Genomic DNA, 24,165 nt, shown 5'->3' with positions numbered 1-24,165 from the left:
CGGCACGGCTGCCACCCGCGCGCCCGCCCCGGCCGGACGCCCTGGCGCGGGCGTCCTCCTTGGCCCGCGCCAGGATCAACCGGGCCAGGTCGGCTCCGCGCGCCGGCTCCCCGGCGGTCAGGCCCTTCCCGCCGGCCCCCGGCTCGCCACCGGTGGTGGACTCATCCGACACGACTCACCTGCCCGTCCGCTACCTCGAACCGCGTCCCGGCCAGGACGGCGGGCACGTCCGCCCCGACCGCCGCCGTCACCAGGACCTGCTCGGCCGGGGCGACCAGCTCCGCCAGCCGGACCCGGCGGCCCGCGTCGAGCTCGGCGAACACATCGTCCAGCAGCAGCACCGGCTCACGTTGATCATCCCGCAGAAGCTCGAAGGACGCCAGTTTGAGCGCAAGTGCGAGCGACCATGACTCGCCGTGACTCGCATACCCTCGGGCCGGTCGCCCGTTGATCGACAATAGCAACTCGTCGCGGTGCGGGCCGGCCAGGGTGACCCCGCGGTCGATCTCCTGCGGGCGGACGCGGGCGAGCTCGGCGAGCATCGCCTCCTCGAGAACTACCCGGTCGGCGGCCCCCCCGTCACCGACCGGGCCCCGATCCTCGATTCCCGCGACAACGGTGGAGCGGTACGCAAGGCCCGTCAGCGCCGTCTCCTCGGCGGTCCCTGTCCCTCGAGCCGGCGTCCCTCGAGCCGGCGACGGTGGCGACGCCGCCACCGCGGAATAGGCGGTCTCCACCCGGGACCGCAACGCCTCGACCAACGTGAGGCGAGCGGCCAGTAGCTCGGAGCCGTACCGGGCGAGCTGGGAGTCCCACACGTCCAGGGTGCGCAGATCGCCCACCCGGCCGGCCCGCCGGGCCGCCCCGGCCGTCCGCAGCAGCGTCGACCGTTGACGCAGCACCCGCTCATAATCGGCCAGCACCCCGGCCAGCCGAGGCGTCCGAGCCACCAGCAGGTCGTCGAGGAACCGCCGACGCTCGGCCGGGTCGCCCTTGACCAGCGCCAGGTCCTCCGGCGCGAAAAGGACCATCACCAGTAACCCGAGGACGTCGCGGGGTCGGGCGAGAGGAGAACGGTTGAGCTGTGCCCGGTTCGCCCGACCCGGAATGATCTCAATCTCGACCAGCGCCGCCCGGTCACCACGCACGATCCGGGCGCGCAACGCCGCGCTCATGGCACCCTCGCGGACGAGCGGAGCATCCGAAGCGACACGGTGACTACCGAGAGTCGCAAGGTAGCCAACGGCTTCCAGCAGATTGGTCTTACCCTGCCCGTTGGAGCCGACGAACGTGTTCACCCCGGGAGCGAGCAGCAGATCCAGCGAGGGGTAGGACCGGAAGTCCGTCAGCGACAGATGCGTGAGATGCACGTCACCCGGAGAGTCGGATCGGCATCAACAAGTACCGGTAGTCGGGGACCTCGCCGTCGTCCGGTGCCTTGCCCGTGAGGATCGCGGGCTTCTTGGCCGCCTCGTCCGCATCGTCCGCACTGGCGAAACCGATGTGGACGACGTCGGACTCGAGCGCGCCCAGCCCGTCGAGCAGGTAGGCCGGGTTGAACGCGATCGACAGATCCGGCCCCTCGTAGCCGATCGGCAACGTCTCCTGGGCCTGGGCCTCGCCACCGACACCGGCCTCAAGGACCAGGTGATCGGCGGAGAAGCCCAGCTGGACCGGTGCGGTGCGGGCGGCGACCAGGGCGACGCGCTTCACGGCCTCGGCGAACGGCGAGATCTCGATCTGCGCGGTCAGCGGCGAACTGTCGGGCAGCAACCTCTGATAGGGCGGGAACGAGCCGTCCACCAGGCGGGTGGTGGTCTGCCTGCCACCACCGGCGAAACCGGCCAGCGCCTCCCCGGACGGTCCTGACCCGAGTGCGATCGCGACCTCCACCCCGGACCCTGACAGCGACTTTGCCGTATCGCTGAGAGTACGCGCCGGTACCATGGCGACGCCTTCGACCATTTCGGCTGTCGGACGCCACTTCAACTTACGGACCGCCAACCGGTAACGATCGGTAGCGGCAAGGGTGAGCGTCTCACCGTCGATCTCGATGCGGACGCCGGTGAGCACCGGCAGCGTGTCGTCCTTGCCCGCGGCGATGGCGACCTGGGAGACCGCGCCGGCGAACGCCGCTCCCTCGATGTGGCCGGTCACCGCAGGCATCGGCGGCAAGGTCGGGTAGTCATCCACCGACATGGTCGGCAGCGTGAAACGCGCGTTACCACAGGTGAGCACCACCCGGGTGCCATCGGTCTGCAGATCGACCGGGGCCGACGGCAGTGCTCTGGTGATCTCGGCGAGGAGCTTGCCGGAGACCAGCGCCCGTCCTTCCTCTGTGATCGTCGCATCGACCCCGCACTGGGCGGCAACCTCGTAGTCGAAAGCGGCGATCTTCAGCGCGGGGCCGGTTGCATCCAGCATGAGGCCGGCCAGGACCTGAAGCTGGGAGGTCGCACGGGTCGGGAGCGTGCGGGCCGTCCATGCCACGGCGTCGGTGAAGTCATCCCGTTCAACCCGGAACTTCATGATTCGCCCTTCTGACTGTTCGCCCCTGTCGCTTCGAGCTCTTCGGATCCTGTGAGGCGTTCCAGCATCGCAGGCGTCCGTGAGAGGCGCGCCGCGGGGCACTGGATCCCCGGTGAGTGCCCGGTCGGGACACGAAACTTCAGGACGACCCGATCAAGATCAAGTCTTGGTTGTCCCCAGGCCTTACCGGCTTTGGATGTTTTCTCTTTAAGAAGGATCTAGTTCGTCGTATCAGTAGGGGCGGTGGATACTGGGGACAACTCGCGTTCTCCCAGGTCAACAGCATGATCGGATGGTGCAGATCCTGTGGGAAGAGCTGTGTTCAGTCCCCGTGGATTTCCACCGCCGGTCTGGTTGTCCCCCGGTCGTCCCCTCGCTCTACACAGGCTGTCCCAAGCAGTTGGCAGAATTCCACAGGGTTTTCCACAAGCTGTGCACGACTCTCCACAGGCACACTTGGGTCCGGGAGGTGCTCTCAGCCGCCTCTTACCCCCGGCTTCCCCGCTTATGCCTGTCGTGTCTGCGCCCGGATCCGGTTCGTCAGTTCGGTGACCTGGTTGTAGATCGCGCGGCGTTCGGCCATCAGCCCCCGGATCTTCCGGTCCGCGTGCATGACGGTGGTGTGGTCCCGTCCACCGAAGTGCTGGCCGATCTTCGGTAGGGAAAGGTCGGTCAGTTCGCGGCACAGGTACATCGCGATCTGCCGGGCAGTGACCAGGACCCGGCTACGGGACGTGCCGCAGAGGTCCTCCATGGACACGCCGAAGTACGCTGCCGTCGCATTCATGATCCCGGCGGCGGTGATCTCCGGGTCGGCGGCGTCCGGGATCAGGTCACGCAGGACGATCTCGGCGAGCGTCCGGTCGACGTGGGACTTGTTCAGGCTCGCGAAGGCCGCCACCCGGATCAGCGCGCCCTCGAGCTCGCGGATGTTGCGCTCGATGTGCGTGGCGATGTACTCCAGCACATCCCCCGGGACCGGCAGCCGCTCGGTCGCCGCCTTCTTCGACAGGATCGCGATCCTGGTCTCCAGGTCGGGTGGGGTGACGTCGGTGATCAGACCCCACTCGAACCGGCTGCGCAGCCGGTCCTCCAGCGCGGACAGCTGTTTGGGGGACCGGTCGGAGGTGATGACGATCTGTTTCTCGGTGTCGTGCAGGACGTTGAAGGTATGGAAGAACTCCTCTTGCGTCCGCTCCTTGTTCTCCAGGAACTGGATGTCGTCGACGAGTAGCACGTCGACGTCGCGGTAGCGGCGTTGGAATGCCTGCTGCCGGTCGTCCCGGATGGAGTTGATGAAGTCGTTGGTGAATTCCTCCGAACTCACGTACTTCACCCGCGTCTCGGGGTACAGCTTCAGCGCGTAGTGACCGATCGCGTGGAGCAGGTGGGTCTTGCCGAGACCCGAGTCGCCGTAGATGAACAGCGGGTTGTACGCCTTTGCCGGCGCCTCGGCGACGGCCACCGCCGCCGCGTGGGGAAACCGGTTGCTGTCACCGATGACGAACGTCTCGAAGACGTAGCGGGGGTTCAGCCGGGCCGGCTCGTACGACCTGGGCGCCGGGTCCCGGCCGAGACCCGGCGTGAGCCGGGCTGCGGGCGGGACGGCAGTCGCCGGCTCGGACAGGCTGATCGGCCCGGTCATCGGTTCCGGGTCCGGCAGGTGCTCGACGGTGACGGCCACGCGGATTTCTCGTCCATAAGCTGTGGACAAGGCTGTGGACAGAAACGGTCGGAGGCGTGAGTCCAGCAGGTCCTTGGTGAACTCGTTCGGCGCGGCGAGCAGCGCCGTGTCCTGGACGAGTCCGAGTGGACGGGTCAGTCGCAGCCACGCCCGCTGCTGTGCCGACAGGGTGCCGTCCGCCACTCCGGCAACGGCCTGTCCCCACACGGCGGACAGATCCGGTTCGTCGGCAGGCGCCCGGCGTGACATGGCGGCGAAGGAGTCGGCGCTAAGGTCGGTCACGGTGCGGGCTCCTCCGGACGGTCGGACAAGGTCGGACGACTATCGGTGTGCCCCTGCGCGGGTCACTTCTCCACATGGTCGTCCACAAGCTGTGTACGACCATGACACCGCACCGGTCACCTCGCCTGTCCGCCGGCCCGGCTGGCGGACATCGCAGGCCCGCCCGGCTGCCCCGGGCCGTCAGGCCGGCCCGGGGCTTGATAGTCTGAGCGGCGAGTTGCGGCGACAGCACGCTGTCTGGTGTGTTTCCACTGCGCCCTACACCGCCGCTGCCACCATCGTTGTCCTTTGCTCGCCTGGCGTCCGGAGTCTTCTGTGAGTAAGCGCACCTTCCAGCCGAACAACCGCCGGCGTGCCAAGACGCACGGCTTCCGGCTCCGGATGCGGACCCGTGCCGGTCGCGCCGTGCTGTCGGCGCGTCGTCGCAAGGGTCGTAGCGAGCTGTCCGCCTGAGATCCACCACGTATCCGGTCCCTCCGCGTCATGCTGCCTGTTCGGAACCGTGTCCGGACCAGGGTCGAGCATGCCCAGATCGGTCGCAGCGGGGGGCGGATCCGCAGTGGTCCACTAGTTATCCACAACCTGCTTGTGGATAACTTTGCCGAGTCGGCCGCTCTCCCGCCCCCGCGGGTGGGTTTCGTCGTGGGCCGCAAGGTAGGTAACGCGGTTGTCCGCAACCGTGTCCGCCGGCGGTTGCGGGAGCAGATGCGTGCCCGGCTCGACCACATCCCATCCGGGACGTTGATACTCGTACGAGCCTTACCGGACAGCGCCACGGCATCCTCGGACGAGTTGGGCCGAGCCCTGGACCGGGCGTTGCGCGGCCGGGGCGGACCGGCCAGGCCCGCCAAGACCGTCGGCCGGCGTCCGCGATGAGTGCGGGCGGCTACGTACTGCTGGCGGTCGGTCTGCTTGCGATGGTGGACCTGCTCGCCGCCACCCGGATCGCCGCAAGGGCTGTGCCGCGGGCCAGTCGAACCTCCGCCGGCGCCGTTCGTGGCCCTCTTGCATGGGCGTTGCGGACCATGATCGGGCTCTATCGGGCAACCTGGTCCGTTCGCACTATGGGTGTCTGCAGGTTCGAACCGTCCTGTAGCGCCTATGGGCTCGAAGCGGTGTGCTGTTACGGCGGGGTTCGGGGCAGTCTGCTGATCGCTCGCCGGTTGTTGCGCTGCCAGCCGTTGTCGGCCGGGGGCTACGACCCGGTACCGGTACGTGCCGATGCGCCGAACCCGCACAAACCGACCGCGTCCCGCCGTGGCACGAGGGTCTGAAGGAGACAAACCAGTGTTGGATCCCCTCTACCATCTTGCGGCGAATGCGATCGTCTTCTTCCACAAGGGCTTCGGACCCATCTTCGGGTACGACAGCTTCTTCGCGTGGGCGTTCTCCGTCGTCCTGTTGGTGATCTGCGTCCGTATTCTGATCTTCCCGCTGTTCGTCAAGCAGGTGAAGTCCCAGCGGACGATGCAGATGATGCAACCCAAGATCAAGGAGATCCGGGAGAAGCACGGGCACGACAAGCAGAAGATGAACGCCGAGATCATGGCGTTGCAGAGGGAGCATGGCAACCCGCTGCTCGGATGTCTGCCGATCGTGCTGCAGATCCCGCTGTTCATCGCGCTGTTCCACGTCTTCAGCCATCTCCAGCCGGTCCTGCGGCCGAACGGCGTGCTGGAGTGGGCGCCGCGGGTGGGGCTCTCCGCCGACCAGGTGGAGCAGATCGCGAGAGCCAAACTGCTCGGTGTCTCGCTGTCGACGTCGTTCACCTCGTCGTCCAGCCTCCTCGACTTCGTCCATGCCAACGGGACAAACGTCAAGATCTTCGCGGTTGTCCTGATCCTCCTCATGGGCGCGACGACGTTCCTCACGCAGAAGCAGATCATGTCGCGGACCGGGCCGACCGACCCGCAACAGGCCATGGTGCAGAAGGTCCTGCTCTACGGCTCCCCGGTCATGCTGGCGGTCTTCGGCTTCCGGTTCCCGATCGCGGTTCTCCTCTACTGGCTCACCACCAACCTGTGGAGCATGGGCCAGCAGTTCTTCGTGATCAAAAAGATGCCGCCGGTGCTTCCGGCCGGAGCCAACGGGCGGGTCCCGGGAGCGCGGTCGGAGGCCGGTGCGGCGGCGAAGGCCAAGAGCCTGCAGCAGCAGTCGCCGGCCCGTCCCGCGCCAGGTGCGCGTCCCACCGTCAAGGCGAAGAACCGACCCAGACCCGCTGCTGACACACCGACCCCGGGTTCGTCCGTGCCGTCGCCGAACCGGATACCGAACAACACGGTGAGCAAGGCGCCCCCTGGGACCCGATCTCCCAGGGGTGACGCGCAGAAGAACAATGATCAGACGGACAATGCGCAACCGCCGAACGCCTCCGATGAGATGCCGCCGAAGCCGATGCGGGGCGACGGTTCAGCCGACGACAACCGGACTCCGTCCGACGGGGAACCCAAGCCGCGCCCGGCGGGGGCATCCCCGGTGCCCGCGGGCGCCCGGCGTCCCCCCGGTGGCTCCCGGCCCGCCAAACGGCGTGGGAAGGGCGGGCGCCCTGGAGGCCGGCGGTGACTCGCCGCCGCGATCAGGCATCCGTATGCCGAGCACCCGCATGTCAGACCTCCGACCGCAGATGTCCACCCTCGAAGGAGTTGTCCTGATGACCGGTTCGGCACCCGACCTGGCCGCCGACATCGTTGACACCACCGATGCCGAACAGGCTGGTGCCGCCTCCGGACCCGTCGTGTCCGAGCCGGCAACTGGAACGCCGGCAGGTGCCCGGCGCCGCATCGCAGACCTGGAGCAGGAAGGCGAGATCGCGGCCGACTACCTCGAGGCTCTGTTGGACATCGTGGACATGGACGGTGACCTCGACCTGGATGTGGAGGGGGAGCGAGCCGTTGTCGCGGTCGTCGGGGACGGGCTCGACCTGCTCGTGGGGACCAGCGGGGAGACGCTGGAGGCGTTGCAGGAGCTCACCCGGCTCGCGGTGCTACAGAAGACCGGGGTGCGCAGCCGGCTCATGCTGGACGTCGGCGGCCACCGAGCCCGGCGCCGGGCCGAGCTCCGCGAGCTTGCCGCGGCGGTTGCCGAGCGGGTGAAGGCAGCCGGAGGGCCGGAGAAGCTGAAGCCGATGACACCGTTCGAACGCAAGGTGGTCCACGACCTGATCGCGACGATCGACGGCGTGGTCAGCGAGTCCGAGGGTGAGGATCCCCAGCGCCGGGTGGTCGTGCTACCGGCTGGCTGACCTACGTGGAGACGGTCCGGTCGAGGAGCAGGATCTCTCCAGGGTGTAGCCGAGGCCGATGATAGGTACATCCCGTCGGGCTCGCTGGTCCTGCCGGTTCGTGGGTGGGGCGTCGGGCTGTCATCACCAGGCCGTGGGGCCGGACTCGGTTGGAGGTGCCGCGGGCCGGCGCCGTTGCGCATCTCGGACCTCCGTCAGTCTGGGTTGACGTCCTCCGCTTTGTCAATCTAGTCTGACAGGCGTGGAAGCGGGAGATCTGTCAGAACGCCTCAGGTCGCACGACCCTGCCGTCGGGCTACGGGCGGTGGGTGCCCTGCACCGGCTGGCCGAGCAGGTCGAGACGGCATCGGTCGCGCTCGCCCGACAGCAGGGATGGTCCTGGGAGCAGATCGGGGACGCCCTGGGCGTGTCGCGGCAATCCGTGCACGCGAAGTACGGGAAGTGAGGTTGCAATGTCCACACGATTCGCGACGGGCGTCCGTGAGGTGGTCACGGCGGCTCTTGAGGAAGCCCGGCGGCGCGGTGACCGGCGCATCGGCACCGAGCACCTGTTCCTCGGCCTGCTCCACGACCCTGGCCCGGTTCCGCTGCGAGCCCTCGGCGTCGATCTGGATGCCGCACGCGCGGCCCTCGACGCCCTCGACCAGGTCGCTCTGGCCTCGATCGGCATCGACATCCAGGGCGTTGAGCGGGCAGGCATCCCCGCCTCGCGCAAACGCACCCCGTTGACCTCCGGCGCCCGTTCAGTACTCGAACGCGCCGTCAAGGAAGTAGCGTACGAGAGGAGTCGGCGGATCACGCCGGAGCACATGTTGCTCGCGCTGCTGGCCTGCGAGCGGCCGGATCCCGCGGCAGAGCTGATGGCACAGCTGGGCGTCGACCGTGCTGCTGTACGCGACCGCATCCACCGGTCCGACACCTGATCTCCGAGATACCCGGACCAGCAGCCGCTCGGAAAGCCGGTTGATCTGTGCTGCCGTGTGAGCTCGCGAAGCAGGCTGGCGACCGGGTCTTTTCTGGGACTGCGGGTTGTCGCCATGACGACGCTGCGTCGTCGGGAGCAGGCGTGTCAGATCCTCTCAGCTTCCCTGACCCCTCCGAGCGCTGCGAGAGCATGGGTTGTTGGTGAACCGTCTGCCCGGACTTCGGCGCGGAGTACTTCACCAGGCGCAGCCCTGAACGCGCCACCCACCGGATGCGGCGCGAAGCCAACGCCCTGGACTCACAATCCGCTTCGCTCCCATCAGGGGACAGACCGAGCTCCGCCCAGTCATCGGCGTGGAACTCATCCCGGGATTGTTTTCGTGTCAGATCGTCGTCTGGGCGGGGTTCCTGCCGGATCGGTGTGAACGATCATCGTTGGGCGCGACTTCGCCTGGAACAGACCTTCTCAGGTCAGGTCGGCGTTGGCGCACGTTTTTCCAGGATCTGATCCAGTACGGCGGCCGCGGCCCAGCTGCTCACTGATTTCCTGAACGTCGTACGTCGCTCTGACGAGCACGGAATGGGGCTTCTCGTTCAGAATCGGAGCCAGGGCTGATGGCACCGCCACCATCCGGTTGGACTTGATCTGCGGGTCGAGCGCTACCGAGATCACCCCGGAGGCGGCGGTTCTGACCATAAGGATCATGATCTGGGGCCTGCGCGCCAACCCAGGCGCCGGATTATAGCAGCACCGGCCGGCTTGAGTCGGTCGGCCGCGCAGCGCGAGGGCCCCTGCCAGCTTTACGGACGAGTGGCCTCTCCTGCGGCTTCGTGATTCGGGTAGCGAGGATGCTGGTCGCATGCTGCCTGCGTCCGGTCCCCCAGCCGTTGCCCGTGGAGTGTTCGGAGACGGCTTTGACCTTGCCCGTGTGTATGCGGATCTCCTTGCCACGGTCGGTGTCGAACGTGGATTGATAGGTCCACGTGAGACCGACCGGCTCTGGGACCGTCACCTGTTGAACAGTGCCGTGATCGAAGAGGCCGTCGGGTCCGCCGCGACCGTCGTCGACGTGGGGAGCGGAGCCGGTCTACCCGGCATTCCGCTCGCTCTCGTCCGCCCGGACCTGAAGGTGACCCTCCTCGAACCGATGCAGCGGCGGTGTGTGTTTCTCCACGAGACGGTGGCAAGGCTCGGACTTGAGGGACGGGTCACGGTCGTTCGGGGACGAGCGCCGGATATGGCCACTACCGTGGAGAGCCACAGGTTTGATGTTGCCGTTGCACGGGCCTTGGCGCCTTTGGAGCGGTTGGGCGCGATGCTCCTTCCGATGGTGAAGCCTGGCGGTGTCATGCTTGCACTGCGCGGTTCGAGCGTTGTCGAGGAGTTGTCGGTCGCGCGAGGCGAGCTGGATGCCCAGGGCTGGCGCGAGGTGGACGTCGTGAAGTGCGGGGTCGGACGGCTGGCGGAGCCGACCACCGTGTTGCGCGCCGTTCACGCCGTACCACCGCCTGGGCATCGGCAGGGAAGTGAGATTGCGCGTGGAGTACGGCGAGGACGGGAGGCGCAGCGTGCACGTGGACACTCACGTTCCACGTGAAACAGCGTCGGGGGAAAGCGACAGGTCCATGAGCGCGGGACGGACCGAGCATCGGCCCGCCGGCCCGTCACTGGACCCTCATGATCCATCCACCCCTATCGGAGCGGCGGCAGCGGCGGCAGTGGAAGCCTTGACGATGGAACGACGACGGCCGTTTCCCCGGCCAACACGACGGCGCATCATCACCGTGGCGAACCAGAAAGGTGGGGTAGGGAAGACCACCACGACGGTCAACCTTGCCGCGGCACTTGCCATGCACGGATGCCGGGTCCTGTGCATCGACCTGGACCCGCAGGGCAACGCGTCCACAGCTCTCGGGGTTGACCACCGATCCGGTGTTCCATCCATCTACGAGGTGCTACTCGGGGACCGGCCGCTTGACGAGGTCATAGTCCGGTCCTCCGAAGCCGAGGGGCTGTACTGCGCGCCGGCCACCATCGACCTTGCCGGCGCCGAGATCGAGCTGGTCTCTGTCGTGGCGCGGGAGACCCGGCTGCGGCGGGCCATCGCCGGGTTGCAGCAGGAGGTCGACTACATCCTCGTGGACTGCCCGCCGAGCCTCGGGCTCCTCACGGTCAACGCGCTGGTGGCCGCCAAGGAACTGCTGATTCCCATCCAGTGTGAGTACTACGCGCTCGAGGGACTGGGGCAACTGCTCCGCAACGTCGAGCTCGTGCAGTCCCACCTCAACCCGGATCTGCGTCTTTCAACCATCATCCTGACGATGTACGACTCCCGGACGCGGCTCGCGGACCAGGTTGTCCATGAGGTCAAGGAGCACTTCGGACCCCGTGTACTGGCCACGACCATCCCGCGTAATGTGCGGATCGCCGAGGCGCCGAGCTACGGCCGGTCGGTGCTGACCTACGATCCTGCTTCACGCGGGTCGCTGTCCTACCTGGCCGCCGCGCGCGAGCTTGCCGAGCGAGGCTTCGAGTCGAATGGGGTGGGACAGTGACAGCGCGCCGGGGTGGACTGGGGCGGGGGTTGGGAGCGTTGATCCCGACCTCGATGGATGGCGATGACTTCGACAACGGGTTCGGACTGAGGCCAGGGCCAGCACCGGTTCAGGGCGCGACGTTCCGCGAGATCCCCGTCGACTCGGTCACGCCGAATCCACGCCAGCCGCGGATGCACTTCGATGAGGACGCGCTGGAGGAACTGGCGGCAAGCCTTCGCGAAGTGGGCCTGCTCCAGCCGATCGTCGTCCGCGAGATCATGCCTGGACGCTACGAACTGGTCATGGGCGAACGGCGCTGGCGAGCATCCCGACTGGCGGGCCTGAGTCTGCTTCCCGCCATCGTGCGCGACACCACCGACGATGCGATGCTCCGGGACGCGCTGCTGGAAAATCTCCACCGCCAGCAGCTCAACCCCCTTGAGGAGGCTGCCGCGTACGAGCAGCTTCTGCGCGACTTCGGGGCCACCCATGAGGAACTCGCCGGGAAGCTCGGCCGGTCCCGATCCCACGTCACCAACATGATTCGGCTGCTGGGTCTGCCGCCCGTCGTGCAGCGCCGGGTGGCGGCAGGGGTGTTGTCCGCGGGCCATGCCCGGGCTCTGCTGTCATTGGAGGATCCCGACGCGCAGGACCGGCTCGCGACCCGAATCGTTGCCGAGGGTCTGTCCGTGCGTGCCGTCGAGGAGATTGTGGCCATGGGCGAGGAAGGGCCACGCAAGACGGCTCCCCGCGCTCCCCGGGTTACGTCCCCGGCTCTCCACAAGCTTGCGGCCCGTCTGTCCGACCAGTTAGACACCCGCGTGAAGGTCGACATGGGTCGCAGTAAAGGAAAGATCACCGTTGAGTTCGCGAGCATCGAGGACCTCGAGCGGATCGTCGCGGTGATGACAACTTCAGAAGCCGCCGCGGAATGACCTCCGGGGTCCGCCTGCCCGGCCCTCGATGGCCGGGAGCCTGGCCCCGGATGTTCCTACCCCGGCCTCTGGCTCCGGCCTCTGGCTCCGGCCTCTGGCTCCAGCCTCTGGCTCCAGCCTCTGGCTCCAGCCGGTTTCACGTGGAACACCATGAGCCCCGGTCTCTGACCCCGGATGTTCCTACCCCGACATCTGGCTCCGGCCGGTTTCACGTGGAACACCACGAGCCGGTTCGTTCGAGACCTCGCCCGTTCGATGGCTCGGAGGTTCAACTGGCACCTGATGGCCTCGGAGAGCCATGTAAGGGGTGCTCGAGGACAGGGCGTTCACTCAGGGAGTCGGGGTCCCTGACGGGTCGGCGGAGCCGATCCGTCAGGTCCGGATCCGGGTGGATGGACCGTGAGGCGCTGGAGGTGTCGGGCGTCAACCGACGGGCCGGGGTGCCTGCGTATCGCGAAGCCCGGGGCACTGGGCGACCACGAAGCGGGCGGCTGGGGTACGGCGGGAGCGAGGACGCGAGGCTTCGTCCGGGCGTCGCGAGCCGGACAGTCCCGTCCACAGGCATTCTAAAGATCTACATCGCATGGCTTAGTGGTCGGCGCCGGAAGTTCGTCCAGGGTCTGCCGGCGCCAGGCGGCGCCTCGCGTCGTTGTCGTTGGCCCAGGTAGAACGCCGCCACCTGGGCCTCCTCCGCCTCGCGACGCATCCACCTGGCATCCGACACCCCCCGAACAACTTACGAGCGAGACCACTTAGGCTGGCTGTGTGAGGGATGTCGGCTGTGACGTTGATGCTGGTGCCGGGACTGCGTGGAACGGTTCGATATGAGCCGCCGTATCGCCAACATCACTCTCGACAATATTGATGATCTGCCGCGGCGATGCCGCCGATGTGTCTTCTGGGAACTGGATCCTGTTGCCCGTAGCCGGGCGGAGGAGGCCGGAGGCACCGAGCTGGAGAAGGAAGCCTGGGTTTCCTCGGCTCTCCTCGAGTGGGGTAGCTGCGGGAAGCTCATCTACGTTGACGGGGTGCCAGCCGGGTACGCGATGTACGCGCCGCCGGCGTATGTGCCCCGCTCGGTCGCCTTTCCAACAAGCCCCGTCAGCCCGGACGCTGTGCTTCTCATGGTTGCGAAGGTCGTGGAGGACTTCGCCGGTCAGGGACTTGGACGCATCCTCGTCCAGGCCGTCGCCAAGGAAGTGGTCCGTCGTGGTTTCCGTGCGATCGAGGCGTTCGGTGACCTGCGCGGAGAAGGCACCCGGTGTGTCGTCCCTGCCGACTACCTGCTCGCAGTCGGTTTCAAGACGGTACGGCCGCACCACCGCTGGCCTCGGCTGCGGCTTGAGGTCAAGAATGCGGTCAGCTGGCGGGAGGACGTCGAGGTCGCCCTGGAGAGACTGCTGGGGTCAATGGCACCCGAGGGGATGCTCCGCCAGATCGGCAGCACCTCCTAGGAGACCCTGGGAGACCCTGGCCCTCCGGCGGCGCCGAGAACAATGATCGCGCCGCTTTTGACCGACGTTGCCCGACCCGCTTCCAGCTTCGCGTCTGGAGACGCCCGTCGTGGGGCTCAGCGTCCCGTACGGGAGGCGAGAGTCGGTACCCGGAGTTGTCCCGTGGGCGGGTCGAGATCCGGCGGCAGGAACAGCCGTTGTACCGCGGCAAGAACCGCCTCGGCGACCGTGGCCCGGAACTCGGGTGACCCGAGTGCGGCGGCGTCGTGCGGGTTCGTGAGATAACCCAGGTCCGTGCGCACGGCCGGCATCTTCGTCCGCCGTAGCAGTTCCCAGGTCTTGGCATGCATGCGGCAGTCCACGAGATCCGTGCGGGAAACGAGTTCCTTCTGGACCAGTCCGGCCAGACGCTCGCCCACGGCGGACGATCCACGCGCATTGCCGAAGTAGTAGGACGACACTCCCTGAGCCTGAGGAGAGTTGCTCGCGTCCAGGTGGAACGACACGAGCAGATCCGCGCCGATCTCGTTGGCCCGGTGTGCGCGTTCGGAGTCGTCGGGTGACTCGTGCGGGCCGTGCAGCAGGTATGCCTCCAGACCGGAGGCCAACAAGCGGGCTTCGAGCCTTGAGGCGAGATCGCCGATGAGATCACGTTCGCACAGGTCTCCGACGGTGATCCCCGGATCGGGCCCGCCGTGACCCGGGTCGATCGCGACCACGACCCCGAGCAGGGACGAGCCCCGCTGGAGCAGCCGCACCGATTCCCGAAGGACGTCCGGACGCCCACCGACGACGGTCCGTTCCAGCTTCTTGAGCTCGCGCAGTGTGAGTGGCCCACAGGTGCCGTCCGGCTCCAGCCCACGGTTGTACTGGAAGTCCTTGAGCGCGGCTTCTGTCTGCGGGCCGAAGATACCGTCCGCCCGTCCCACGTCGAACCCCATGTTCGACAGCCGTTCCTGCAGGGCTGCCACGTCGTCTCCGACGAAGGGATGATTGATGCTGTGGTACAGCAGGCGGTCGCCCAGCTTGCGGCGGGCTTCGTCAAGTGCGCGGACGGTGTCAGGGCCGATGATGCCGTCCACGGACAGGCCCCGGCTCTGCTGGAAGGCCCGGACTGCCTGGTCCAGGGCCTCGTCGAAGAGCGTCGAGACAGCCGGAGGCGACAGGTCCGGGTCAACAGGAAGCAACAGACCCGCCGCGGACGTCTCCGCCTGGCGTGGCGCGGTCGGTAGGAAGGACAGGCAGATCAACGCGGTACGTACCTCGGCGATGGATGGGTCACTGTCGCCGAGACGCAGCAGCGTTCCCCTGCGGTTGCCACTCGAACCAACTGACGGACGGGTCACGGGGACACAGGCTAGCTGCTGATCATGCCTCCGGCGGCGCGGGAAGAACTATGGTCGCGCCGCCTTTGGCAGGGGCTAGCTGCTGATCATGCCTCCGGCGGCGCGGGAAGAACTATGGTCGCGCCACCGGAGGGTGGGGCGGGTCTGGCACCGGTGTCGTAGCGGCCGGAAGATCAGATGTAGGAGGAGAGGTCCCGCAGGAGTGCAGCCTTCGGCTTTGCCCCGACGATGCTCTTGTCCACTTCGCCGTTCACGAACACGGCCATGGTGGGTATCGACATGATCTGGTACTGCCGAGCGGTCTCCGGGTTCTCGTCGATGTTCAGTTTGACGACGCGTATCTTGTCGCCGTGCTCGGCGGCGATCTCCTCGAGGACCGGTGCGACCATCCGGCAGGGTCCGCACCACTCTGCCCAGAAGTCGACGAGGACGGGCACCTTGCTGCCCAGCACCTCGTCGGCGAAGGTGCTGTCGGTGACGGGCTTGGTGATCCCTGCCATGGTGATCTCCTTCTGGTCGTTGCTGATCCGGTAGCTGGCGGCTGGTGGTCGGGTGCTGGAAGAACGATCAGGCGGGCGACGGGTCAGGATGCGGTGGCGACCGCCTCGACAGGCGTCCGCGGTGCCTGTCCGGTGTCATCCTCGCGTGCGGCCAGCCAACGCTCCGCGTCCAGCGCTGCGGCGCATCCGGTGCCCGCCGCCGTGACGGCCTGCCGGTAGATGTGGTCGACGACATCGCCACAGGCGAACACGCCGGGCAGATCGGTACGGGTGAACGGGTGGTCCACCTTGACGTAGCCGGCTTCGTCGAGGTCCAGCTGCCCGCGCACGAGCTCGGTGCGTGGTTCGTGGCCGATCGCGACGAACAGACCGCCTGCGGCGATCTCATCCGCCTCACCGGTCACGGTGTCGCGTACCTGGACGCCGGTGACGCGGTCGGTACCGAGGATCGCGACCACTTCTGCGTTCCACCGAAAACGGATCTTTGGATTGGCCATGGCGCGTTCCTGCATGATCGCACTCGCCCGGAGTCGGTCACGACGATGGACGATCGTGACGGACCGGCCGAACCGGGTCAGGAAGGTGGCCTCCTCCAAAGCGGAGTCACCGCCACCGACGACGATGATGTCCTGGTCCCGGAAGAAGAATCCGTCACAGGTCGCGCACGCGGACACACCCCGCCCGAGCAGGCGTTCCTCGTCCACCAGGCCGAGCATGCGGTACGCCGAACCGGTAGCGATGATCACCGTGTGGGCGAGGTAGGTCTTGTCGTCGACGGTGATGACCTTCGGGTCGGAGCGCAGGTCGACCTCGGTGACGTCGTCGGGGACCAGCTCCGCGCCGAAGCGTTCGGCCTGCCTGCGCATGCCCTCCATGAGTTCGGGGCCCTGGATGCCCTCGGGGAACCCGGGGAAGTTCTCCACCTCGGTAGTGGTCATCAACGCGCCGCCCGCCGAGACGGCACCTTCGAAGACCAGCGGGCGCAGGTTCGCCCGCGCGGTGTAGACGGCCGCGGTGTAGCCGGCCGGGCCGGACCCGATGATGACGACGTCCCGGACGCCCGGAGCGTCCGGGACGCCCCCGCTGCTGTGCGCGGTCAAGTTCCACCTGTCCCTTCAGATCGCCGGCTGCTGCCGGTAAGGTCGTGCGCCTCCAACAACCGTCCCACCGGGCACCCGATTCCCTCGAACCGGTCACGGAAAGGCTTTCGATCATTATCGGGATGTGGTCGTGCTGTACCACAGCGCCGCGGCCATGTTGGCCACACCACACCCCTCGTCGAGTACGACCACCTGCAACTCGTCGGGATCATTGTGGATGGACAGGACGACCAGCACCGCCGACTGCCCGTTGAAGACGACCAGATCGAGAGCAACAACACCGCCACCGGTCTGTGCGGCCAGACTGAGGTAGCACATGAGCAGGTCGGGTCGGGTCAGTTCGGCGACGGTGGCCGTTGCCACGGGGAACGTGCCGGTGGTGCCACCGGATTGGCCGAGAGGCGCTCGAACCGTCCCTGTTATCCGTCCGGACAGCAGGTCGTGGACGTGCCCGGGAAGGCCCGCCATGTCCAGGACGTGCCCGGTGTGCGCGAGGACCGGCAGTGCGGCAGCGTCGCTCATCGGATCCGGGGCCGGCGCGATGTCGGCGCCGGCCCCGGCCATCCGCCCGGCGGACGACCCCACGGTGTTTGCCGCCGGCGGCGCCAACCGGCTGGCGGCCTGCCTGCCACCGGTCCGGCCGGGATGCAGCAGCGCCAGTACGCCGACGAGTCCGACCACCCCCACAATGACGAGCAGGCAGGCCGCCGCCGAGAACCAGATCGGGACCCGCGTCGGTCGAGGCGACCTCGCGTTGCCGGGGCGCCGACCCCGGATCCGTCTCGGTGACCGTGGGTCCGACCGCTGCCTCGGCCCTTGCCAGGACTGTTGCCGTGACCAGGACTGTTGCCGTGACCAGGGCTGCTGCTGTGCGGCCGGGCCGTGGCTGTCCCGCTCGGAGACGAGAGCGGCGTGCAGGCGTGCCGCGACATCGTCCGGCATGGTCACCGAGGCCAGCGCGGCGAGATCATTACGTACCCGCCGCAGCGCCGTCACGGTTTCCCGGCACTGCGGGCAGGTCCGGATGTGAAGCCCCACCCCAGCCGCCGAGGGGTCACCGTCCGCATAGGCATCGAGGTGCTCAACATCCGGATGTTGAGCAGTCGTCATCGCCGATCACCTCCTCCGGCCGCCTCGGACGCGTTGACGTGCCTGCTCTCACTGACGGAATCGAAGGCCGCAGGGTTCCCGGGACGCAGATAGTCGAGCATTACGGCCAGCTTCGCGCGGGCTCAGGCGCACCTGCTTTTCACTGTGCCGAGGGGTAGGCCGACAGCATTGCCTCCTGGACGGCGTCAGCGGCGTCCTCCCGGCCGAGCAGCATGCTGACCGCCACCGCCCACAGACGGTGGCGGTGGACGCGCACAACCTCGGTGAAGGCGTCCGGGTCGTCGTCGAGGTGTCGGCGCGGCAGATCCCGGTCCGGTACCGGGTCAGGCAACGTCGACCGGCACCTCGACGATTACGACTCAGGAGTGGAACGACATGTCGACGATCGAACCTTTGAACCGCCCGTCCTGGGCGGTTGGCAGCTTGGTCAGCCACACTACCCAGTACTGATGAGCGCCCGCCGTGGATGGGACCGACACGGTGGTGGCGGTGGCGGTGGCGGCGGTGGTCTCGGGGACGACGACTTTGTAGGCGTTCACGTCGTTGACCTCGGTATCACCGGCCCGCAGCTCGAAGGAGGTGCCGGAGCCACCAAAGGTGATATTGATTTGGCGGACGGTAACCGGCTTGCTGAAGTCCACCCGCAACCCGACTCCGCTCTTGAGCCCGCCGAACTGCCTGCCGTCGGTGTTGTTGTAACCCTGTGTCGTCCAGGCCGTGGACGGATCGCCGTCGACCGCTTTTGCGGTGTCACCGTTGTTCTCGTCGCCGTCTCCGGGCGGCGGATCGAAGGCGGTGACCGTCTGCGGTTTCATGGTTGTGCCCACCGGCGTCGTCGCTGACGTGGACGGCGGCGATGGGGCGGCGGACTTCGCATCCCCTCGGGTCAGGACGACCACCGCGACCGCGATCAGGGCTGTCGCGACGAGGACCGCGACTGCAATCAGCCACCTACGGCGCGTTATCGGGGAGGGACCCTGACCGTAGGGCGCATGCTGTGCGCGGTTCGGACGCTGCGGGCGGTGCTGCTGCGTGGGCGGGCGTGGCGAACCGTTGTCCGGGTAGCCACCGCCGGGTGGGTAGGCGCCGCTGTTGGGGTAGGCGCCGCTCCCGCCCATGTCGTACGCGGCCGTGCCGGGTCGGAACCCGTCCGCCGCGTACCCGGCGGTGCTGGTTCCCGCGGCCATGGCTCGCGTCATCGGTGGTTCGTCGTCGATGCGTACCCGGCCGAGGTCCAGGGTGCCGTCTGGAGGAGCGAGCTCCTCCAGAGCATTGGCGAGTTCCGCGGCGGTGGTAATCGGTGGACGGTTCACCCGGTCGTCCCCCAGCGTGGCCAGGGTGACCGCGTCGAGGTCCCGAGGCACGCCGGCGCGGACCTGGCGGGGCGAGCAGGGCCGTCCGTCGCTGGTCGTCGGCGCCGGAGGGAGCCCGCACTCGCGCTCCAACGGCCACCGCCCGGTCAGCGCGGCGTAGAGCAGGCCGCCCATGGCTCGGACGTCGTCGGCGTCGAGGTCGGCGGAGTCGGCCCACGGCTCCGCCTGGCTGTGCGCACCCTTCTCCAGGGCGGCGACAACCGAACCGGTGCCGAGGTCGACCACCTTGACCATGCCGTGGCCCGAGATGATGACATCGCTGGCCCGAAGATCGCCGTGATGGATATCTCTCTGGTGGGCCGCGGTGAGCACCCGCGCGACGGCGAGCAGGACGGTCGCGGCCTGGTCCGGTCGCAGGGGGCCCTGCTCGGACAGCGTCTGCAGGGAGGTGCCGTCCACCCATTCGCTGACCACGTATGAGACGCGTCCGGCGTCGGTGGTGGTGGATGTGGCGTCGTAGGTCGACGCCGCGCCCGGGTGCACCAGCCGGCCGGAGCCGATGGCCGCTGACAGCAGCATCTGGGCGGCGCGTTCGCGGCCTGCTGCCGCGGGGTCGTCCGCACCTGCGTGCTGCACCACACGGACAGCGACGGGCCGGGCGAGAATGCGGTCATCGCCACGCCACAGGGTGACGGGACCACGAGCACGGATGACCGACAGCAGCTGATACCGACCGTCCAGCATCGTCCTGGTCGGCAGGGCTTCGAGGACCGGCGGGGTCCCCGGCGGAGGCAGGCAGCTGGTCGCGTCGGCGGACGGGTGCGCCGCCACGGTCCTGGGGTTGCGGGCCGCGACGCTCGTCACGTCCTCATCGACGTCGGCCAGCGGCGGTCGGTTGTGCCCGTCGACCACAGTGCCTCCGTCATCACCGACGCACCCGGCTGTCGTAGCCGGACGCAGCTTGTCCAGTGTACGAGTCCAGGGGCCGGCGATCGGTGATTGTGCAAGTTGCGGTCAGAGTCGAGGTGCGGAGCGTGAACCAAATCGGTCACGGACGGTCGTTGCCAGCGCGACCACCTCCGGCAGCTGCATCCGGATGATGACCGCGAGATAGGCCAACAGACCGAGCGTACAGGCGACGACCACGGCTACCCCCGAACCGATCCAGCCATCACCGAGAAGCAGCTGCACGAGCCAGGCGACCACCGCGGCCACGACCGCGCCCAGCCCGCCGGCGATGGTCACCTGGGTGAGCAGCCGCGCGATCCGGCCGGCGTCGATGCCCCCGAGGCGGGCACGCAGCAGCATCGATGACGCGGCCACACCGACCAGGTAGGACACGGCGAAAGCGAGCGCGAGCGCGACCGAACGGTTCTTCTCCGGCAGCAGCGAGCTCAGCGCGACGGCGCTGGCGATGTTGGTGGCGACGACACCGATGTTGACCAGCGCGGGCGTCCGGCTGTCCTGATGGGCGTAGAACGCCCGTAGCTGTACCTGGAACAGTGAGAACGGAACCAGGGCGATCGCGAAGGCGGCGAGGGTGTCGCCGATCTGACTGGCGCCCGCGTGGCTGACGGCACCGTGGTTGAACACCGTGATCGCGATCGGGCGGCCCAGTGCCAGCAACGCGAGCGCCGCCGGCACTATGACCACCGACGCCAACCGCATCCCGGTGGACAGGTCCTGGCGGACGAGGTCGTTGCGATCGTCCGCGGCATGCGCGCTCATCCGCGGCAGCAGTGCCGTGATCACCGATACGGCGATGATCGCGTACGGTAGCTGGAAGATCTGGTAGCCGTACGTGTAGACCGTGTATGCCGTCGCCGAGCTGGCGAGCCGCACGATGACCAGGTAACCGACCTGGCTGACCGCCACATAGAGCAGCGTCCAGCCGGCGAGGCGCATCGCGCGGCGCAGGCCGGGATGGGACAGGTCCAGGCGTGGCCGGTAGCGGAATCCGACCGCCCGCAGTGACGGCAGCAGGGCGAAGGTCATGACCACGACGCCGAGCGTCGTCCCGCCGGCCAGAACGGTGATCTGGCCGGCGCTGATGCCGGTGGCCGTGGGCGGTCGTGGGCCGGGCACGAAGATGAACACCATGCAGGTCGTGATCACGATCAGGTTGTTGAGTACCGGCGCGAACATCGGCGCGGCGAACGACTGCCGGACGTTGAGGATCGCCCCGATCGTCGCACCCAGCCCATAGAAGATCACCTGGGGTAGGAACCACCGCAGGAACGTCACGGCGAGATCCCGTTCCGCGCCGCCGGCCGCAAGGTAGGCGTCGACGATGAGCGGGGCGGCCACCATGCCGATCAGGACGGCGGCGCCGAGCCCGAGCACCACCAGCGTGAGCAGCGAGGACGCGAACGCCTCCCCGTCGTCCGGGTCCTCCTTGGCGGCCCGGACCAGTACCGGCACGATGACGCTGGACAGCACCCCACCGAGCAGCAGGTCATAGAGGATGTTCGGGGTGGTGTTCGCGACGTTGTAGGCGTCGCCGACCGCGCCGGTCCCGATCGCCGCCGCGATCGCCACCGTCCGCAGGAATCCCGACGCCCGGGACGCAACCGTGCCGATCGCCATGGTGCCGCTGGCCCGACCGAGCGTCATGGCCTTGCGATCCGGCGCCTTGTTCGGTTGGTTCCTGCTGCGTCCGGTCCGGTCCGGTCCGGCTCGCTGCGTCGCCTGTCGGGGGGCGGCCGGTGGCATGCCGAACGGTCCGGACAGAGGCGTGGTCGGACCGTTCGGGTCGAAGCCCGCCCGTCTGCGGTGGCGGGCGGGCGGTCGCCTGGTTCCGTCACCGGGGCCGGCGGTCACCTTCTTGCTCCGTCGATCGCGGCCGGGTCGCCGGCGCGCAGAAACCGGTGGGGATCGCCGCCGGGACGTTGCCCGGGCTGGTTGTCCGGAGCCGAGGGGGTGGCCGGGTCCTGGGCCGCGCAGACCCCGGCCGGTTGGAGAGGGGGGGCGCCCGTCGGCCTGCTGGGGGTTCCGCCTCGCATCGCCCGCAGTCGGCGGATCAGCCGGAACACCACGGCGAACGCGAGAACCGCCAGTGCCCCTCCGGTTATCGCCACGGCGATGACGCCGAAGACCGTGGACTTCACCAGGATCCGCAGTGGCGGGTCGGCCGACAGCGGCCGACCGGCGGGGGTGAGGATCTGGATGTCGACGGGGAACGTACCGGCAGCTTCGGCATCGACCTCGACTTCCACCTGCACCTTCTGCAGAGGCGACACTATGAGTTTGACTCCGGTCGCCGATCGTAGTCGGGTGTGGTCCGTGGACGCCAGCGACAGGGTCACATTGATGGTGAAGGCGGTGTTGTTCTCCAGGGTGACGGGGACCTTGCCATGTTTGCTGGTCAGCGACACGCTGTGGGACGCGACCACCCGGATGCCATCCCGGATTCCCCGAACCGCGCCGGCGACACCCGTGCTCAGCATGTCGGCGCCGCCCGGGCCGGCGGCGTCCGCGCGCCATACGACCGACTCGGACGAGGTGAGCGTGTTCTCCATCCCGTCGATGCCGGCCTGCTGGCAGTTCTGGGTACCAGCCGTTGCGGAGTTGCCCGGACACAGGACGGACTTCAGGGCCTGAACCTGATCCCGCAGATCCTCCGTGGCCCGGATGCGGGCCACGGTCAGCTCGGTCGCGTGTGCCCACTCGGGGTACACGAGGGAGCCGCGTTCGCTGCCCGCGACGGTGGGGCCTACCGGCGGCGTCCACGTCACCGGTACCAGTCGGGAGAAGGGGGTGGTCAGGTTGTCGAGGACCATGTGCGCCCAGCCTGCCGGCGGATCCCAGTAACGGGGTAGCGCGAGGGTCTGGACCCGGGCAAGCCCAGGCCGCTCCGCAGTGATCGACGCGACGGTGGCGATGAGGTTCTGGAACGACTCGCTCTGGGTCGGCGAACCGGAATCGTCACTGGTCGTGGTCGCGAGCTGAGTCAGTTCCTGTTCGGTGGCCAGCGCCCGCACGGTACCGCCGGAGGTCGGGATCTCGGCGACGGCCGACGCCGTGTAGGTCTTCTCCGGATCCCTGGGGGGTAGCAGCCGGGAGTCCGTGACCACGGTCGTGATTCCCATGCGGCGTAGCAGATCGAGCGTGGTCGGGTCGATGAGACCGCCATCCGGGTAGGCGATCGAGGTGTCCGGGCTACGGCCGATCGCGTTCGCGATGACCGTCCGGCCGGTCAGGAGCGCCAGCAGGATGTTGTGGAACTTGTCGGCACGGGTAAGCGCGACCACGTCGACGTCGCCGTAGGGCAGGGCGAAGACGGTGCCGCCTGCGTCCGCGAACGCTTTCAGGTTGGCCAGGAAGGTCGCGGCGTTGCGGTTGGGCCGTCTGGGACTCGGACCAGACGGTGTCGCCACCTCGTACGGTCCGCCTGCCATGATCTTCAGTGTCTGTATGAGGATCGGGTCGACCGCGAGCGCCACGGTGGGTGCCTGCTGGCCCGCGGCGGGGATGACGGAGCCCAGTAACCGGTCCAGCCGACCGCCGGGCGCGACGAGGTCGGCCAGGCCGTCGTCGGTGAGCCGGCCGTCCGAGCGCAGCCGCGGGACGTCCGAGAGGGGCAGCACGACCGAGACCGGGGTTGGCGCGGTCACGTCGACGGGCGCCCAGACGAGGAAGGTGTAGGTCGTCCCGACAACCTTGCGCTGGCCGTTGACGATGCCGGTCGCGGTGATCCGCAACGGGTACACCCGCAGGGCGGCCGGCAGGTTGAGGCCGTTCGGGTTGGTGCTGGTGGCGAATACCTCTGGAAGCGCCCCGGGCACGAGCGGGCTTGTCATCGTCTGGGACGCGACCATCGTCGGATAGCTCAGCCCGGCCGCGGCGCCCGGCTTGTCGCGCAGGTTCGCGAGGTCGCTACGGCTGTACACCGAACGACCGAGTTCGATCCGTATCTCAGGATTCGAAATCCGGTCGGGCCCGAGGAGCACCAGGCGTCCCGACACCTTCAGTGGCAACTGCGGCCTGGCGGTACGGGTGACCTCGTCGAGCGCGATGTGTACCGGTTGCATAGGATTTGTTGCGATGGTTGTGGCGGAAGAAGGTGAAGTGTCCAGGTTCCGGCGGCTCGAAAGTTCCGACGGGGTTGTGGATGAACCTGTGGATACATGGGCAGAGCCTGTGGATGACGGGTGTGGTTGTCCCCGGGCCGCGGTACTACCCAGCATCAGGACGGCGACGGGGACAAGGA

At 68.0% G+C, this 24,165-nt stretch carries 23 protein-coding genes; 11 read left to right on the top strand and 12 right to left on the bottom strand.

Annotation, left to right across the window (positions count from 1 at the left end; genetic code table 11):
- Positions 1-161: 161 nt before the first annotated feature.
- The 3 genes from recF to dnaA all read right to left on the bottom strand — a co-directional run bounded on the left by recF (position 162) and on the right by dnaA (position 4,495).
- On the bottom strand, positions 162-1,370 hold the full coding sequence (gene recF, locus NBW77_RS14375) for a DNA replication/repair protein RecF (protein ID WP_250279874.1): 1,209 nt from the start codon (positions 1,368-1,370) through the stop codon (positions 162-164).
- 1 nt (position 1,371) lies between these two features.
- Complete coding sequence (dnaN, locus tag NBW77_RS14370) at positions 1,372-2,529, bottom strand: DNA polymerase III subunit beta (protein WP_131749492.1); 1,158 nt, start codon at positions 2,527-2,529, stop codon at positions 1,372-1,374.
- 505 nt (positions 2,530-3,034) lie between these two features.
- A complete protein-coding gene (gene dnaA, locus NBW77_RS14365; protein ID WP_131749490.1) occupies positions 3,035-4,495 on the bottom strand; it encodes a chromosomal replication initiator protein DnaA in 1,461 nt (486 codons plus the stop codon).
- A 315-nt stretch (positions 4,496-4,810) separates the two neighbouring features.
- Between dnaA and rpmH the strand changes: the two genes are divergently transcribed.
- The 7 genes from rpmH (at position 4,811) to NBW77_RS14330 (ending at position 8,659) form a co-directional block, all read left to right on the top strand.
- Complete coding sequence (gene rpmH / locus NBW77_RS14360) at positions 4,811-4,948, top strand: 50S ribosomal protein L34 (protein ID WP_013871596.1); 138 nt, start codon at positions 4,811-4,813, stop codon at positions 4,946-4,948.
- A gap of 30 nt (positions 4,949-4,978) precedes the next feature.
- Positions 4,979-5,371, top strand: a complete 393-nt coding sequence (gene rnpA, locus NBW77_RS14355) for a ribonuclease P protein component (RefSeq protein ID WP_131749488.1) — start codon at positions 4,979-4,981, stop codon at positions 5,369-5,371.
- Positions 5,368-5,769 carry a membrane protein insertion efficiency factor YidD gene (yidD, locus tag NBW77_RS14350; protein WP_131749486.1) on the top strand — a complete coding sequence of 134 codons (402 nt, stop codon included), beginning with the start codon at positions 5,368-5,370 and terminating at the stop codon, positions 5,767-5,769. The genes rnpA and yidD overlap by 4 nt, the downstream gene beginning before the upstream one ends.
- 13 nt (positions 5,770-5,782) lie before the next feature.
- The gene (yidC, locus tag NBW77_RS14345) at positions 5,783-7,057 is read left to right on the top strand and encodes a membrane protein insertase YidC (protein WP_250279873.1); all 1,275 of its coding nucleotides are present in this window, start codon (positions 5,783-5,785) and stop codon (positions 7,055-7,057) included.
- Positions 7,058-7,145: 88 nt separating this feature from the next.
- Entirely contained in the window at positions 7,146-7,736 is a 591-nt protein-coding gene (locus tag NBW77_RS14340; protein ID WP_131749484.1) for a Jag family protein, read from the top strand.
- A gap of 304 nt (positions 7,737-8,040) precedes the next feature.
- Positions 8,041-8,181: a helix-turn-helix domain-containing protein gene (locus tag NBW77_RS14335; protein ID WP_502799485.1), complete on the top strand. Its 141-nt coding sequence runs from the start codon at positions 8,041-8,043 to the stop codon at positions 8,179-8,181.
- 7 nt (positions 8,182-8,188) lie between these two features.
- The gene (locus NBW77_RS14330) at positions 8,189-8,659 is read left to right on the top strand and encodes a Clp protease N-terminal domain-containing protein (protein WP_131749480.1); all 471 of its coding nucleotides are present in this window, start codon (positions 8,189-8,191) and stop codon (positions 8,657-8,659) included.
- A gap of 467 nt (positions 8,660-9,126) precedes the next feature.
- Here the strand turns inward: NBW77_RS14330 and NBW77_RS14325 are convergent, their stop codons facing one another.
- Positions 9,127-9,357 (bottom strand): hypothetical protein, encoded by a 231-nt coding sequence (locus NBW77_RS14325; protein ID WP_131749478.1) that lies wholly within the window; start codon positions 9,355-9,357, stop codon positions 9,127-9,129.
- A 163-nt stretch (positions 9,358-9,520) separates the two neighbouring features.
- Between NBW77_RS14325 and rsmG the strand changes: the two genes are divergently transcribed.
- From rsmG to NBW77_RS14305, 4 genes are all read left to right on the top strand, one after another.
- Positions 9,521-10,258: a 16S rRNA (guanine(527)-N(7))-methyltransferase RsmG gene (gene rsmG / locus NBW77_RS14320; RefSeq protein WP_131749476.1), complete on the top strand. Its 738-nt coding sequence runs from the start codon at positions 9,521-9,523 to the stop codon at positions 10,256-10,258.
- A 136-nt stretch (positions 10,259-10,394) separates the two neighbouring features.
- Positions 10,395-11,216, top strand: coding sequence for a ParA family protein (locus tag NBW77_RS14315; RefSeq protein WP_131749590.1), 822 nt, complete (start codon positions 10,395-10,397; stop codon positions 11,214-11,216).
- Positions 11,213-12,133 carry a ParB/RepB/Spo0J family partition protein gene (locus NBW77_RS14310; RefSeq protein ID WP_131749474.1) on the top strand — a complete coding sequence of 307 codons (921 nt, stop codon included), beginning with the start codon at positions 11,213-11,215 and terminating at the stop codon, positions 12,131-12,133. Before NBW77_RS14315 ends, NBW77_RS14310 begins: the two co-directional genes overlap by 4 nt.
- Before the next feature lie 824 nt (positions 12,134-12,957).
- Positions 12,958-13,587, top strand: coding sequence for a GNAT family N-acetyltransferase (locus tag NBW77_RS14305; protein ID WP_131749472.1), 630 nt, complete (start codon positions 12,958-12,960; stop codon positions 13,585-13,587).
- A 116-nt stretch (positions 13,588-13,703) separates the two neighbouring features.
- Here NBW77_RS14305 and NBW77_RS14300 read toward each other — a convergent pair whose 3' ends face one another.
- From NBW77_RS14300 to NBW77_RS14265, 8 genes are all read right to left on the bottom strand, one after another.
- Complete coding sequence (locus tag NBW77_RS14300; RefSeq protein ID WP_131749470.1) at positions 13,704-14,933, bottom strand: N-acetylmuramoyl-L-alanine amidase; 1,230 nt, start codon at positions 14,931-14,933, stop codon at positions 13,704-13,706.
- Positions 14,934-15,106: 173 nt separating this feature from the next.
- The gene (gene trxA / locus NBW77_RS14295) at positions 15,107-15,433 is read right to left on the bottom strand and encodes a thioredoxin (RefSeq protein WP_131749468.1); all 327 of its coding nucleotides are present in this window, start codon (positions 15,431-15,433) and stop codon (positions 15,107-15,109) included.
- Between the two features lie 83 nt (positions 15,434-15,516).
- Positions 15,517-16,533, bottom strand: a complete 1,017-nt coding sequence (gene trxB / locus NBW77_RS14290) for a thioredoxin-disulfide reductase (protein ID WP_250279872.1) — start codon at positions 16,531-16,533, stop codon at positions 15,517-15,519.
- A 114-nt stretch (positions 16,534-16,647) separates the two neighbouring features.
- Positions 16,648-17,643, bottom strand: coding sequence for an anti-sigma factor family protein (locus NBW77_RS14285; RefSeq protein ID WP_131749466.1), 996 nt, complete (start codon positions 17,641-17,643; stop codon positions 16,648-16,650).
- A gap of 139 nt (positions 17,644-17,782) precedes the next feature.
- Positions 17,783-17,974, bottom strand: a complete 192-nt coding sequence (locus NBW77_RS14280) for a hypothetical protein (protein ID WP_131749464.1) — start codon at positions 17,972-17,974, stop codon at positions 17,783-17,785.
- Between the two features lie 28 nt (positions 17,975-18,002).
- Complete coding sequence (locus tag NBW77_RS14275) at positions 18,003-19,868, bottom strand: protein kinase family protein (RefSeq protein WP_131749462.1); 1,866 nt, start codon at positions 19,866-19,868, stop codon at positions 18,003-18,005.
- 102 nt (positions 19,869-19,970) lie between these two features.
- Positions 19,971-21,776: a murein biosynthesis integral membrane protein MurJ gene (murJ, locus tag NBW77_RS14270; RefSeq protein WP_250279871.1), complete on the bottom strand. Its 1,806-nt coding sequence runs from the start codon at positions 21,774-21,776 to the stop codon at positions 19,971-19,973.
- Positions 21,773-24,142 (bottom strand): DUF6049 family protein, encoded by a 2,370-nt coding sequence (locus NBW77_RS14265; protein WP_242606169.1) that lies wholly within the window; start codon positions 24,140-24,142, stop codon positions 21,773-21,775. The genes murJ and NBW77_RS14265 overlap by 4 nt, the downstream gene beginning before the upstream one ends.
- Between the last annotated feature and the right edge of the window lie 23 nt (positions 24,143-24,165).

It is taken from the genome of Frankia sp. Cppng1_Ct_nod (genome assembly GCF_920656135.1).
GTDB classification, from domain to species: Bacteria; Actinomycetota; Actinomycetes; order Frankiales; family Frankiaceae; genus Protofrankia; species Protofrankia meridionalis.
The sequence above is the reverse complement of the archived record's forward strand: the minus strand, read 5'-3'. Positions and strand labels throughout refer to the sequence as shown.

Excerpts from the sequence above, each read along its gene's own strand:
- dnaN (WP_131749492.1), bottom strand. The coding sequence starts at position 2,529 with ATGAAGTTCCGGGTTGAACGGGATGACTTCACCGACGCCGTGGCATGG.
- rnpA (WP_131749488.1), top strand. The coding sequence starts at position 4,979 with ATGCTGCCTGTTCGGAACCGTGTCCGGACCAGGGTCGAGCATGCCCAG.
- yidD (WP_131749486.1), top strand. The coding sequence starts at position 5,368 with ATGAGTGCGGGCGGCTACGTACTGCTGGCGGTCGGTCTGCTTGCGATG.
- NBW77_RS14340 (WP_131749484.1), top strand. The coding sequence starts at position 7,146 with ATGACCGGTTCGGCACCCGACCTGGCCGCCGACATCGTTGACACCACC.
- NBW77_RS14330 (WP_131749480.1), top strand. The coding sequence starts at position 8,189 with ATGTCCACACGATTCGCGACGGGCGTCCGTGAGGTGGTCACGGCGGCT.
- NBW77_RS14325 (WP_131749478.1), bottom strand. The coding sequence starts at position 9,357 with ATGGTCAGAACCGCCGCCTCCGGGGTGATCTCGGTAGCGCTCGACCCG.
- rsmG (WP_131749476.1), top strand. The coding sequence starts at position 9,521 with ATGCTGCCTGCGTCCGGTCCCCCAGCCGTTGCCCGTGGAGTGTTCGGA.
- NBW77_RS14315 (WP_131749590.1), top strand. The coding sequence starts at position 10,395 with ATGGAACGACGACGGCCGTTTCCCCGGCCAACACGACGGCGCATCATC.
- NBW77_RS14305 (WP_131749472.1), top strand. The coding sequence starts at position 12,958 with ATGAGCCGCCGTATCGCCAACATCACTCTCGACAATATTGATGATCTG.
- trxA (WP_131749468.1), bottom strand. The coding sequence starts at position 15,433 with ATGGCAGGGATCACCAAGCCCGTCACCGACAGCACCTTCGCCGACGAG.
- NBW77_RS14285 (WP_131749466.1), bottom strand. The coding sequence starts at position 17,643 with ATGACGACTGCTCAACATCCGGATGTTGAGCACCTCGATGCCTATGCG.
- NBW77_RS14265 (WP_242606169.1), bottom strand. The coding sequence starts at position 24,142 with ATGCTGGGTAGTACCGCGGCCCGGGGACAACCACACCCGTCATCCACA.